This is a genomic window from Alistipes sp. An116, from assembly GCF_002161005.1.
Taxonomy (GTDB): Bacteria; Bacteroidota; Bacteroidia; order Bacteroidales; family Rikenellaceae; genus Alistipes; species Alistipes megaguti.
This window is the reverse complement of record NZ_NFLR01000004.1, coordinates 199,325-212,533: the sequence shown is the minus strand read 5'-3', so window position 1 is coordinate 212,533 and position 13,209 is coordinate 199,325. Positions and strand designations below refer to the sequence as shown.

The window sequence follows — 13,209 nt, the reverse complement described above, 5'->3', positions numbered from 1 at the left end:
AAAGGCCGGCAGGACGGGGCTCCGATTGACGACGAACCCCGCAACCCAACCGCTGAAGTCCGGCTGAAGATCCGGAGCTCAGACCGCGACCCGGCCCGCCCGACGGTCGCACCGGGTTCCCGAAAACCCGCAACAAAAATGAGTCGGGAGAAGCTCGACACTCCTCCCGCCGCCGATTCCCGGCTGAAGGGGACCGGCGTTACAGGAAAAACAATCGATGAGATGAAAAAATTCACTTGTGTACAGGATATCGGCGATCTGAAACAAGCCCTCGCCGAGGCATTCGAAATCAAACGAAACCGCTTCCAGTTCACCGGACTGGGCCGCAACCGCACGCTGCTGATGCTCTTCTTCAACTCGAGCCTCCGCACGCGCCTCTCGACCCAGAAGGCCGCCATGAATCTGGGCATGAACGTCATGGTCCTCGACGTCAACCAGGGTGCCTGGAAACTCGAAACCGAACGCGGCGTGGTGATGGACGGCGACAAGGCCGAACACCTGCTCGAAGCCATTCCGGTCATGGGCTCCTACTGCGACGTGATCGGCGTGAGGTCGTTCGCCCGCTTCCAGAACAAGGCCGAGGATTACGAGGAGCGTGTCCTGGAGCAGTTTATCCGCTACTCGGGCCGCCCGGTCTTCTCGATGGAGGCCGCCACGCGCCACCCGCTGCAGAGCTTCGCCGATCTGATCACCATCGAGGAGTACAAGCAGACCGAACGCCCGAAGGTCGTCATGACCTGGGCTCCCCACCCCAACGCCCTGCCGCAAGCCGTGCCCAACTCCTTCGCCGAGTGGATGAACGCTGCCGGTTACGACTTCGTCATCACCCACCCCGAAGGCTATGAACTCGATCCGAAATTCGTCGGCTCGGCCCGCGTCGAGTATGACCAGCGCAAGGCCCTCGAGGGTGCCGACTTCGTCTACGCCAAGAGCTGGGCCGCCTATGCCGATCCGAACTACGGCAAGGTCCTCTCACGCGACCGCTCGTGGACGGTCGACTCGGAGAAGATGGCTCTGACGAACAACGCCTACTTCATGCACTGCCTGCCCGTGCGGCGCAACATGATCGTCACGGACGAAGTGATCGAATCGCCGCGCTCGCTGGTGATCCCCGAGGCCGCCAACCGCGAAATCTCGGCCCAGGTGGTGCTGAAACGTCTGCTGGAGGGGCTGCAATGAAATCGGTCACGGTCATGAAGATCGGGGGCAACGTCATCGACAACCCCGAAGCATTGAAGCGTTTTCTCCGCGAGTTCGCCGCCGTCGAAGGGGCCAAGATGCTGGTCCACGGCGGCGGGAAACTGGCCACGCGTCTTGCCGAACGCCTCGAACTGAAGGTGCAGATGGTCGACGGACGCCGCATTACGGACAAGGGTACGCTCGACGTGGTGACGATGGTCTATGCCGGGTTGGTCAACAAACAGATCGTCGCCGGGCTGCAGGCCGTCGGATGCAACGCCATCGGGTTGTCCGGGGCCGACGGAAACGTCGTGACGGCCCGCCGCCGCAACCCCGAACCGATCGACTACGGCTTCGTAGGCGACATCGAACGGGTCGACTCCGAACTGCTCGGACGACTGCTGGATGGGGGGCTGGTGCCCGTCTTCTCGGCCATCATGCACGACGGGCACGGCACGCTGCTCAACTGCAACGCCGACAGCGTCGCTTCGGCCGTGGCTCTCGGCGCCGCACGCCTGGCACCGGTCGATCTGGTCTACTGCTTCGAGAAGACCGGCGTGCTGCGCGATCCGGAGGACGAACGTTCGGTCATCCCCGAAATCACAGCCGAAAGTTTCGCGGCCCTCAAGGCCGACGGGACGATCAGCAAGGGGATGATCCCCAAGGTGGAGAATGCCCTGAAGGCCGTCAGCCAGGGGGTGCGCAGCGTCACGATCCGCAGCTCGGCCCACCTCGCGGACGGCATCGGAACCGTCATCCGCTAAACTTTGGGTCCCGTCCCTGTAAGTCCCGACAAATCCCAAAAACAGCATGAAGCCGAAAACCAAGGAAGCCGTCGAACTGCTGCAGGCGTTGATCGCAACGCCCTCCACGTCGCGTGACGAGGCCCGCACGGGCGATCTGCTCTTCGCCTTTCTGGCGGACCACGGAGCCGCCCCCGAACGACTCTACAACAACGTCTGGGCCCGCGCCGAGGGGTTCGACCCCCGACGCCCCACGCTGCTGCTGAACTCGCACCACGACACGGTGCGACCGGCCGCCTCCTACACGCGCGATCCCTATGCGCCGACCCTTGAAGAGGGGCGGCTCTACGGGCTGGGAAGCAACGACGCCGGAGCCTCGGTCGTCTCGCTGGCCGAGACCTTCCTCACGTTCCGCACGCGCCGGCTGCCCTTCAACCTCGTTGTGGCCCTCTCGGCCGAGGAGGAGTGCATGGGCGAACACGGCATGCGGGCCCTGCTGCCGGCCCTCGGACCGATCGACATGGCGCTGGTCGGCGAACCCACCGGCATGCAGGCCGCCACGGGTGAACGCGGGCTGGTCGTCCTGGACTGCACGGCCCACGGCCGCAGCGGACATGCCGCCCGCGGCGAAGGAGTCAATGCCCTCTACATTGCGATGGACGACATCGCCCGGCTGCGCACGTTCCGTTTCGAACGCGAATCGCAGCTGCTCGGCCCCGTCGGCATCGCCGTGACGCAGATCGGGGCCGGCACGCAGCACAACGTCGTTCCGGACACGTGCCGCTTCGTCGTCGACGTGCGTACGACCGACGCCTACTCGAACGAGGAGGTCGTCGAACAGCTCCGCGCCGCGCTGCACTCCGACGTCGTACCGCGCTCGACGCGCATCCGCGCCGCCGCCGTGGGCGACGACCATCCGCTGGTCCGCGCCGCACGGGCCGTCGGACGGCAGACCTTCGTCTCGCCCACAACCTCCGACCGCACGCTGATGCCCTTCCCGTCGCTCAAGATGGGACCCGGCGAGTCGGCCCGATCCCACTCGGCCGACGAATTCGTCCTCGTCGCGGAGATCGACGAGGCCATCACCATCTACGAACAATACATCGAACAATTAGCCAAACTGTACGCATGAGCAGCACCAAACTTTGGGACAAGGGTTTCGAACCCGACAAGATGATCGAAGAGTACACCGTCGGCAACGACCGCGAACTGGACCTCCAGCTGGCCCGTTACGACGTACAGGGGTCACTGGCCCACATCGCCATGCTCGAAAAGATCGGGCTCCTCACGGCCGACGAGCTCCGCACGCTGACGGCCGGTCTGCAGGAGATCGCCGCCGAGATCGAGGCCGGACGCTTCGCCATCGAACCCGACACGGAGGATGTCCACTCGCAGGTCGAGCTGATGCTGACCCGCCGGCTGGGCGACGTCGGCAAGAAGATCCACTCGGGGCGTTCGCGCAACGACCAGGTGCTGGTCGATCTGAAACTCTTCCTGCGCGACGAACTACGCCAGATCGCCGACGCCGTGCGCACGGTCTTCGACCGCCTGCAGGAGCAGAGCGAGCGTTACCGCGACGTGCTGATGCCCGGATACACCCATCTGCAGATCGCCATGCCCTCGTCGTTCGGATTGTGGTTCGGCGCCTATGCCGAGACGCTCGTCGACGACATGCGGCTGCTCACGGCCGCCTGGCACATCGCCAACCAGAATCCGCTCGGTTCGGCCGCCGGATACGGTTCGTCATTCCCCCTCGACCGCACGATGACCACCCGTCTGCTCCACTTCGAGACGCTCCACTACAACGTCGTCGCCGCCCAGATGAGCCGCGGAAAGAGCGAACGTGCCGCCGCTGCGGCCATCGCCGCCGTGGCCGCCACCATCGGACGGCTGGCCATGGATGCCTGCCTCTTCATGAGTCAGAACTTCGGATTCATCTCGCTGCCCGACGAGTTGACGACCGGTTCGAGCATCATGCCCCACAAGAAGAATCCCGACGTCTTCGAGATCATGCGCGGCCGCTGCAACCGCCTGCAGTCGCTGCCCAACGAGATCGCCCTGCTGACCACCAATCTCCCGGTCGGCTACCACCGCGATCTGCAACTGATGAAGGACATTCTCTTCCCGGCCATCGGGGAGATCAAGCGCACGCTCCGGATGTGCGACTTCATGCTGGCCCACGTGCGGGTCAACGACCACATCCTCGACGACAGCCGCTACGACTACCTCTTCACGGTGGAGGATGTCAACCGGCTGGTGCTGCAGGGCGTGCCCTTCCGTGAAGCCTACCGCCAGGTGGGCATGGCCGTCCAGCGCGGCGAGTACCGTCCCACGCGCGAGGTACACCACACCCACGAGGGGAGCATCGGAAATCTCTGCACCGCAGAAATCCGCCGCAAGATGGAGGCCGTCATGCGCGAATTCGAGACTCCGGGATTGCAGGAGGAGTTGTAATGAGGGGGCCGGGGGGGGGTAGAGCCCTGTGCCGTGTTGTGCGAGTTGATGGGTCCTGACGGCACAAGGGCCCGGCGTCCCGAAATCGAGGCTTTCGGACGTCGGCACCGCTGTCCCGTCGTCCCGGTCGACGGCTCCATCCGCTGTCGCAGCGCAAAAAACGAAAAATAAAAAAGGGCGAATCGACCGTTCCTGCACCGCGGAGACTAATCGCAAAGAAAGCCCTCATGCAAGCCCTTTCCGAAACGCGGAAATCTGTACCGGCAGGCAAAAGAGTCACAAGACAGCACGGCATATCCAAATTATTTTACCTATCTTTGCAAACAGGGTTTCCCTCAGAAGAAAGACTCGAAAATGAATTAGAGACATATAGACATATCGTTTACAAGGCGTCAGCTTTCATTCCTGTTCTTGAAACTTCGACACTTTCAGAGCAGCCAGGAGTAAAGCGGGGACGCCCACGGGAACGTGGGCTTTACTCGTTTATTTGGTTGCAAGGTAGTCGAAGACCTCAAGAACAGATAAAAGTACTGTCCCACGTCTTTTTTTATCGTATTCGGTCCTGCGGGGGCAGGCGGGACAACCTAACAACTAATCCGACATGAAGAAACTGCTGTTTTTGGGATGGCTCCTCGCCGCGGCACTGACCGCCTGCGACAAGGACAACGGACAAGACGGGGCCGGGCCCTGCCCCGTCACCGACATCGAACTCCCGCAATCGAGCGCACAGGCTCCCATCGAACCCGGAAGCACGGTCGAAATCCGGGGATACGGATTCGAGGCCGATTGCGAAATCTGGCTCTTCGAAGAGACCCGGACCGCAGCATCCGCAGGGGTGCAGGCCGAGATCCTCGAAGTTTCCGCCTCCGCCCTCCGCTTCACGGCTCCCGACCTCTGCGGGCCCCAAAGCATCGAACTCCGGCAGGACGGCGGGGCCTGGAATATCGGCACGCTGGTCTTTCCCGAAGAGGAGGAACAGCCGGCCGAGATACTTCCCCGACGAATCTCCCACATCAAGGTCACCTACCCGGACGACCTCTCCTTCGTCCAGCAATTCGCATACGACGAACAGGGCCGCATCACGTCCATCACGGAGATGGACCAGCAATACGCCTATTCCGGAACCACGGCCCAGGATGAAGTGACCGAAATCTCCTACGAGAACGACCGCATCGTCATCACCGAACCCTCCGGCGCACAGTCGATCCTCACGCTGGCCGACGGCCGGGCCACAACCATCACCGGCGTCGCGGCCAACAACCACTACCCCGACGACTACACCTTCACCTACGACGCAAACGGGTACATCGCAACCAGCACCTGGATCGAGAATCCCGAAAAGACCTACTCCGCAAAGAGCATCTATACCGTCGTGAACGGATGTATGACGCAGGTCCGGGAGGCCGAAGATTCCGAGGAGTGGTATGGCGGGAATGCCTCCTACACGAACAACCCCGAACGTCCGAACAACCTCAACATCGACCTCTACGGAATCAGCGACTTCATCACCTCGACCGATCTTGACCGGATCTATCTGGTCGGAGCCGGAGGGAACCGGCTGAAAAAGCTCCCGTCCACGGTCGATTACGGGGAGAACGGAATCGACACCTATCGCTATACAATGGAGGGCGAATACATCTCGAAGATCGAAATCGACGAGGACGGCGAACCCCTCACGATTCTGGAAATCTTCTACGCGGACTGAAATCCCGAACCCGACACAAAAAGGGCCCCGAACTTTCGGAGCCCTTTCTTTGCGTAATATCGCGCGGGGTGCGGACTACTTGATGCGCTCGTAGTATTCGCGCGTACGGGTGTCGACGCGGATCTTGTCGCCCGTGTTGATGAACAACGGCACGCGGATCGTGGCACCCGTGTTCACCGTCGCCGGCTTGAGCGAGTTCGTCGACGCCGTATCGCCCTTCACTCCCGGCTCCGTATAGGTCACCTCCATGTCGACGATCGGCGGGAGCTCGGCCGAAAGAACCGTCTCCTTCTCCGTGTGGAACATCACCTCGACGATCTGGCCGTCGGCCATCAGGTCGTAGTTGTTGATCAGGTTCTTGTCGATGATGATCTCCTCGAAGGTCTCCGTGTGCATGAAGTGCATGCCCAGGTCATCCTCGTAGGTAAACTGGTACGGACGACGCTCGACACGCACCGGCTCGATGCGGGCGCCGGCCGAGAAGGTGTTGTCCAGCACACGGCCGTTCTCCAGGTTCTTGAGTTTCGTACGTACGAAAGCCGGGCCCTTGCCGGGTTTCACATGCTGGAAATCGACAATCTGGAACGTCTTGCCGTCCAGCTCGATGCACATGCCGATCTTGATATCTGCGGTTGTTGCCATAGGTATTGTATTTTTTAAGTGTTTTTGCGTCGATGGATCTTGCGGCCCCAAAGGTACACAAAATATCCCGAAATTCCTAATCCCGGCCGGACAGGCCTCCGCGGAGGCAGAATCGCCAACCCGACAGCCCGCATCCGCCCCTCATGCCGCTCGGCTACAACTCGATCGCCTTGCAGCGAAGACCCAGCTGGCGGATCTTCTCCAGCGTCCGCGGAAGAGCGTAGCGCATGTTGCGGAAGGCCTTCTCGCTGTCGTGGAAGACGACGATCGCACCGGGGGCCAGATACTTCGTCACGTTCTTCAGACACGTGCGCGGCGAGAGCTGCCGGTTGTAGTCGCGCGAGATGATGTCCCACATCACCAGCTTGTAGCGCTGCCCCAGCAGGCGCGCCTGCGCCGGCGTGATCTGCGCGTAGGGCGGGCGGAAGAGCTCCGTATGCAGCAGATCGTTGGCAAAGTCGACATCCTCCGTATAGCGCTCGAGGCTCATGCCCCACCCCTTCTGATGCGAATAGGTATGATTGCCGATCTTGTGTCCGGCATCCAGAATCCGCTGGTAAAGGTCGGGGTACATCTCCACGTTCTTGCCCAGCACGAAGAAGGTCGCCTTGGCATCGTACTTCTCCAGCGTCGAGAGAATCCACTCGGTGATGCCCGGCGTGGGGCCGTCGTCGAAGGTCAGAAAGACCCCGTCCGGGTCGTTGATCTCCCAGATCAGGTCCGGCATCAGACGCCGGATGATTTTTGGCGGTTTCAAGCGCATACGTCCGCAAAAATAATCATTTTCCGTGCCTTTTGGAAAAATAGTTGTATATTTGTGGATGTTCAGTTCATTGCAATCGATTATGAAACGCTTTTTTCAGGGAATGGGGATCGTCATGATCCTGTTGACGATGGTGGGATGTGACGCCTTCAAGACGTTGAGCAAGAAGAAGGCTGCCCAGGGCCGCCCCTACGAACTCATCGTCGTATGCCCTCAGATGGAGTGGAACGGAGAGCTCGGCGACTCGCTGAGAGCCATCTTCACCGCACCGGTACCCTACCTGAACCAGGACGAACCCCTGTTCGACGTGCTGCGCGTCACCGAACGCGGTTTCAAGGACATGATTGCCGACCACCGCAACATCCTCAAGGTGGTCGTCGACCCTGCGCTCCAGGAGGCCTCGGCCGCCGTGGAGTATGACGTCACTTCCGAACCCCAGATCGTCATCACGCTCCAGGGCCCCGATGACAACGCCGTGGTCGGATACCTCTCCAAAAACCGCAACAACCTGCTGCACGTCCTCGAACAGGCCGAACGCGACCGGGACGTCAACTCCTATACCTCGTTCAACAACCCCGGCATCGAAGCCGCCGTCCGCAAACTCTTCGGCATGGAGATCCGCGTCCCGAAGGGCTACGTGCTGGCCAAGCAGACCGACGACTTCCTCTGGGCCCGTTACGAATACCCCACCGCCAGCCAGGGCTTCTTCATCTACGCCTACCCCTACGAAGGTCCCGAATCGCTCACGCCCGAGGCACTCGTCAAGGCCCGCAACGAATTTGCGGCGCTGATCCCCGGACCCTCCGACGGCTCCTACATGACCACTTCGGACGCCTTCGCCCCGGATTTCCGCATGTTCCGGCTCGAGGGTCGGCTCTGGTGTGAAATGCGAGGCTTTTGGGATGTCTACGGCGACTTCATGGGCGGTCCGTTCGTCAGCTACACCACCGTCGACACCAAGACCAACCGCGTCATCACCCTCGACGGCTACGTCTACGCGCCGGATCTGAACAAACCCCGCAAGCGCAACTACATCCGCGGCATCGAGCACCTGCTCTACACGATCCAGTTCCCCGACGCCGCCACGCAGAAATAAAACGCTGTGACGAAGGCCGGAAGACCCTTGCCGGAAACCCCGGATGAACCGCTCCGACGCCCCAGACCGGAGCTGCGAAACACGGCGCAAACCGACGAACAACGAAGAGATCCGGCAAACGGTCCGGCCGGATATGCAACGTACGTCAGACGGAACGTACGTAGGATGGAAAGTACATGCCGCAGATCCTGACATACCTCTTCATCGCGCTCTATTCGGTCACGATCCTCAGCATCATTCTGGTCATCATCACCGACAACCGGAACCCGCTGAAGACCCTGCCGTGGGTCATCGTGCTCCTCTTCGCACCCGTAGTCGGTCTGGTCTTCTACTTCTTCTTCGGGCAGAACCTCTCCAAACAGCGCATCATCTCCCGCCGGACCCGCAAACGCATCTCCATGCGGCTGGTCGAGGCCCAGGATCCCTCGCGGCCCGAGATTCCCGAACACTGGCAGCCTCTCGCCCGCCTGCTCAAGAGCACCATTCACGCCGTGCCGCTCTACGGCAGCCGCATCACCCCCTACACCGACGGTGCCTCCAAAATGGAGGCCCTGCTCGATGAAATAGCCCGCGCACGCCACCATATCCACCTCCAGTACTACATCCTCTGCAACGATCGGACCGGAAGCCGGCTGTGCGACGCCCTGCGCGCCAAGGCCCGCGAAGGGGTTCAGGTCCGCATCCTCTACGACGACGTCGGCAGCAGCAGCGTCAAGAAATCCTTCTTCGCGTCGCTCCGCCGCGACGGAATCGAGGTCCGCGCCTTCCTCCACGTCCGCTTCCCGCGCTTCACCAGCAAGATCAACTACCGCAACCACCGCAAAATCGCCGTCATCGACGGCCGCGTGGGATTCATCGGCGGCATGAACATCGCCGACCGATACGTCTACGGCACCGACTGGGGCATCTGGCGCGACACCCACTTCCGCATCGAGGGAAACGGCGTGGCCGGACTCCAGGCCTCGTTCCTGAGCGACTGGTCGGCCACCACCAAACAGCGCATCACCGGAGCCGAGTACTACCCGCCGACCCGGCACTTCACCCGCGACGTGCTGCAGATCGTCCCCAGCGGCCCCTTCGGCAAGTGGCGCACGCTGCTCCAGGCCGACAGTTACGCCGTCGCCCGGGCCTGCCACCGCATCTGGATCCAGACCCCCTACTACCTCCCCTCCGAGGTGCTGAACTCCGCCCTGCAGACCGCCGCACTGGCCGGAATCGACGTACGGCTGATGCTCCCGGCACGCTCCGATTCGCGCGTGGTCGACCTCGCCTCGCACTCCTATCTGGACGACATGATGAAGGCCGGGGTGAAGATTCTCTTCTACACCCCGGGATTTCTCCATTCCAAACTCCTGATTGTCGACGACGATCTGACGGTGATCGGCTCTGCGAACATGGATTTCCGCAGTTTCGAGCACAACTTCGAGGTCAACGCCTTCCTTTACGACGCCGAATTCACGGCCCGCATGGCCGCCATCTTCGACCACGACGCCTCGAACTCCCATCCGCTGACTCCGGCCGAATGGTTCAACCGCCCGCGGCCGCAGCGGTGGGCCGAATCGCTCATGCGCCTCTTCTCGCCGCTGCTCTGAGGCCGCGGCTACGGAACGTTGCTTCCGGGCTCTGACGCCCCCGGAACGACAGAAGCCGCCCTCGGGGAGCGGCTCGACAAATCGGGATCACGCGACAGGGCCCTACCGGCCGGGGGGGGGTCAGAGTTCCACAATGCCGTTGCGGATGGCGTAGACCACCAGCGAGGCCGTATTCTTGCAGCCGGTCTTTTCGAGGATATTGGCCCGGTGCTTGTCCACCGTACGCTTCGAGATGAAGAGGGCATCGGCGATCTCCTGGTTCGAAAGCCCCTGGCATACGGCCACCAGAATCTCCCGCTCACGTGCCGAAAGCTGTTCATCCGGCGCGTCGTCGCGGGTGCGCATCCGCCCCGTCAGCGACGAAAGCAGCTGCGGCGAGAAGTAGCTCCCGCCGGCCATCACCGCATCCATTGCCTCCAGCACGTCGCCGATGTCGGAATCCTTCAGCAGGAAGCCCTTCGCCCCGGCCTCCACCATGCGCGAATAGTAGCTCTCCTCGCCGAACATCGACAGCGTAATGATACGCAGTTCGGGATGGCGCGCCAAGGCCCGTTCGGTGGTCTGCGCCCCGTCCAGCCCCGGCATCGCAAAGTCCATGAAGACGATATCCGCCTCCACACGGTCGATCATCGCCAGAAACTCCTCGCCGCTGGCGGCTTCGCCCACGACGTGGCACCCGGCGCAATGCTCCAACAGCCCCCGCAGTCCGTTGCGGAAGAGCGAATGGTCGTCTACGAGGATGATGCGGCGGTCCATGTCAGCGGCGGCGTTTGCGTTTGCGCGGTGCGGGAGCCGGCTCCTGCTGCGTATTCACCCGGATGGCGGCCCGCATCCCCTTGCCCTTCGACGAGGTGATGTCGAACGTCCCGCCCAGCGAGTTGATCCGCGAGGCAATGTTCGAAAGCCCCATGCCGCAGTCCATCATCGCCTGCGGATTGAATCCCCGGCCATTGTCCGAATAGTCGAGCGCCAGCTCCGGTCCGTTCTGCGACAACGACAGGTTCACCTCCGTGCAGGCGGCATGTTTGAGCGAGTTGTTGATCAGCTCGCAGATCACCCGGTAGAGGATCACCTCGATGTCCGTATCATAACGCTCGCTGCGCAGGTTGGTCGTGAAGCGGATCTTCACGTTGTGCATCGCCGCGCTCTTGTCGATAAAGTTCTGCACGCCGCGCGCCAGTCCGAAATCGTTCAGCACGTGGGGCGAGAGGTTGTTCGAGATCTCGCGCAGCGAACGGATCGCCTCGTCGATCACATAGGTCGTATTGGCGATGATCTCGCGCTGTTCGGGGCTCTGCTCCCCGCGCGAAAGGGCCGACAGCGACATCTTGGCCGACGACAACAGCGGCCCCAGTCCGTCGTGCAGCTCCTTCGAGAAGCGCGAACGAGCCTTCTCCTCGGTGCGCAATACGGCCGTGAGGATCCGTTTGTTGAGCAGCGACCGCTGGCGGTTCAGCCGCGCAATGTACTTGAAGAGTTTGTGGGCATACATCACCCCGATCGAAAGGCAGACCGAGATCACGATGCCCAGATAGGCGAACCACCACCGCGAGATCACCTCCACGCCCGACTCCACGAGCAGCTGGATCAGCCGTTCGACGGACAACAGCGAGAAGCCCACGATGAAGAGGATCCACACCGAATTGTACTTCGTGGTGTGGACCAGACGCAGTGCATAACCCGTGGCCACGCACTGGATGACGATCGAAATGACCAACAGAATCCGGATGAGCATAGGCGGTACTCTTTTTCTACTCCCTACAAAGATACGAAACGGCAGCCAATCGGCCGCACGATTCGGCCGTTATTTTCGGGATTCGGGCTCTCCGTCGCACGCCGCGGGGAAAAAGCGCCGCAGATGCTTCAGCTGGCGGTAATCCGTCAGATCGGTATGTACGGGAACCACCGAGACGTATTTGTTGCGCAGGGCCCACTCGTCCGTATCCTCCGCCTCGGGCTCGCCGTCGACGAAGGCCCCCGTCAGCCAGAAATACTCCCGCCCGCGCGGATCCTCGTGGCGGTAGAACTCCTCGCGCCAGAAGCCCCGGTTCTGACGGCACAGCCGGATGCCGCGCAGCTCCTCGGGACGCCCGACGGGAACGTTCACGTTCAGACACAGCGGCAGCAGGATCTCCCCGGCGAGCAGGTCGCCGATGATCCGCCGCCCGTAGAGCACCGCCCCGTCGAAGTCGGCATCGGCGCCGTGGTCGTCGAGCGACAGCCCCACCGAGGGACATCCGTAGAAACTCCCCTCGATGGCTGCACCCATCGTCCCCGAATAGAGAATATTGACCGCCGAATTCGAGCCGTGGTTGATGCCCGAGATCACCAGGTCGATCCGCTGCTCGCGCAACAGGTAATCGAAGGCCATCTTCACGCAGTCGACCGGCGTCCCCGAAAAGGAGTAGACCTCAAGCCCCTCATCCTCGCGGATCTTGCGCAGGTAGAGCGGATTGTACATCGTGATGGCCTGGCTCATGCCGCTCTGCGGCGTCTCGGGGGCCACGGCCACCACCCGGCCGAAATTCCGCGCCACCTCGATAGCTGCGGCAAAGCCTTTCGATGCGTAGCCGTCATCGTTGGTGACCAGTATCAATCGTTCGTTTTCCATCTTCTTCGTTTTTTCGGTCTTGCCGTCCGAAGCGTTGTCCCGCGCAGTCGGGCTGCGATTCGGGGATCGCAGCCTCCCGTCGGCAGGCCACGTCCGGGGCATCCTCGTCGGGACCTTAGCCGGCCCCCTCACCGGGGAGGGACAATGCCGGCATGGCATCTGCGGCGGACTCTTCGTCGGGTCCTGCCGGAGTTGGAACGGCTCGGGAGGAGCTCTCCGGGGCGGACAGCGGAGACAAAGATACGAATAAATCGCTCTTTTTTCGCGCTTTCCTATGTCGTTTCGTTTTTTCTCCTTATCTTTGCGCTCCCGACAGGGCGTATATCGACCTCTTTCATTGGGCGGTAGAGCAACGCGGAGGGGGGGGTGAGCAACGGGAGGCTCGCAGCCGGTGGAGGACCGGGAAACGGACAATCCAACGGAG

The 13,209-nt window shown here is 61.9% G+C and carries 12 protein-coding genes and 1 pseudogene; 8 read left to right on the top strand and 5 right to left on the bottom strand.

Annotated elements, in window-relative coordinates:
* The first annotated feature begins 222 nt into the window (after positions 1-222).
* From B5E60_RS04455 to B5E60_RS04430, 6 genes and pseudogenes are all read left to right on the top strand, one after another.
* Positions 223-1,179: an N-acetylornithine carbamoyltransferase gene (locus tag B5E60_RS04455; protein ID WP_087309738.1), complete on the top strand. Its 957-nt coding sequence runs from the start codon at positions 223-225 to the stop codon at positions 1,177-1,179.
* Positions 1,176-1,943: an acetylglutamate kinase gene (gene argB, locus B5E60_RS04450; protein WP_087309736.1), complete on the top strand. Its 768-nt coding sequence runs from the start codon at positions 1,176-1,178 to the stop codon at positions 1,941-1,943. Before B5E60_RS04455 ends, argB begins: the two co-directional genes overlap by 4 nt.
* Before the next feature lie 46 nt (positions 1,944-1,989).
* Positions 1,990-3,054 (top strand): M20 family metallo-hydrolase, encoded by a 1,065-nt coding sequence (locus tag B5E60_RS04445; RefSeq protein WP_087309734.1) that lies wholly within the window; start codon positions 1,990-1,992, stop codon positions 3,052-3,054.
* Positions 3,051-4,376: an argininosuccinate lyase gene (argH, locus tag B5E60_RS04440; RefSeq protein WP_087309732.1), complete on the top strand. Its 1,326-nt coding sequence runs from the start codon at positions 3,051-3,053 to the stop codon at positions 4,374-4,376. The genes B5E60_RS04445 and argH overlap by 4 nt, the downstream gene beginning before the upstream one ends.
* 27 nt (positions 4,377-4,403) lie before the next feature.
* A pseudogene (locus tag B5E60_RS14420) lies at positions 4,404-4,547 on the top strand (3,4-dihydroxy-2-butanone-4-phosphate synthase); the annotation flags it as partial.
* Positions 4,548-4,977: 430 nt separating this feature from the next.
* Positions 4,978-6,081 (top strand): DUF4595 domain-containing protein, encoded by a 1,104-nt coding sequence (locus tag B5E60_RS04430; RefSeq protein WP_087309728.1) that lies wholly within the window; start codon positions 4,978-4,980, stop codon positions 6,079-6,081.
* 75 nt (positions 6,082-6,156) lie between these two features.
* Here the strand turns inward: B5E60_RS04430 and efp are convergent, their stop codons facing one another.
* Together efp and B5E60_RS04420 are read right to left on the bottom strand one after the other, a co-directional pair.
* The gene (gene efp, locus B5E60_RS04425; protein WP_087309726.1) at positions 6,157-6,723 is read right to left on the bottom strand and encodes an elongation factor P; all 567 of its coding nucleotides are present in this window, start codon (positions 6,721-6,723) and stop codon (positions 6,157-6,159) included.
* A 154-nt stretch (positions 6,724-6,877) separates the two neighbouring features.
* Positions 6,878-7,450, bottom strand: coding sequence for a polysaccharide deacetylase family protein (locus B5E60_RS04420; protein WP_087309813.1), 573 nt, complete (start codon positions 7,448-7,450; stop codon positions 6,878-6,880).
* A gap of 118 nt (positions 7,451-7,568) precedes the next feature.
* On the opposite strand from B5E60_RS04420, the gene B5E60_RS04415 reads away from it, so the two are divergent.
* Both B5E60_RS04415 and cls read left to right on the top strand, forming a co-directional pair.
* Entirely contained in the window at positions 7,569-8,582 is a 1,014-nt protein-coding gene (locus B5E60_RS04415; protein ID WP_087309724.1) for a DUF4837 family protein, read from the top strand.
* A 176-nt stretch (positions 8,583-8,758) separates the two neighbouring features.
* A complete protein-coding gene (cls, locus tag B5E60_RS04410) occupies positions 8,759-10,174 on the top strand; it encodes a cardiolipin synthase (protein WP_087309722.1) in 1,416 nt (471 codons plus the stop codon).
* A 120-nt stretch (positions 10,175-10,294) separates the two neighbouring features.
* On the opposite strand, the gene B5E60_RS04405 is transcribed toward cls, so the two are convergent.
* From B5E60_RS04405 to surE, 3 genes are all read right to left on the bottom strand, one after another.
* Entirely contained in the window at positions 10,295-10,930 is a 636-nt protein-coding gene (locus tag B5E60_RS04405; RefSeq protein WP_087309720.1) for a response regulator, read from the bottom strand.
* 1 nt (position 10,931) lies between these two features.
* Positions 10,932-11,909, bottom strand: coding sequence for a sensor histidine kinase (locus tag B5E60_RS04400; protein ID WP_087309718.1), 978 nt, complete (start codon positions 11,907-11,909; stop codon positions 10,932-10,934).
* Positions 11,910-11,978: 69 nt separating this feature from the next.
* The gene (surE, locus tag B5E60_RS04395) at positions 11,979-12,785 is read right to left on the bottom strand and encodes a 5'/3'-nucleotidase SurE (protein ID WP_087309716.1); all 807 of its coding nucleotides are present in this window, start codon (positions 12,783-12,785) and stop codon (positions 11,979-11,981) included.
* Positions 12,786-13,209: the final 424 nt, after the last annotated feature.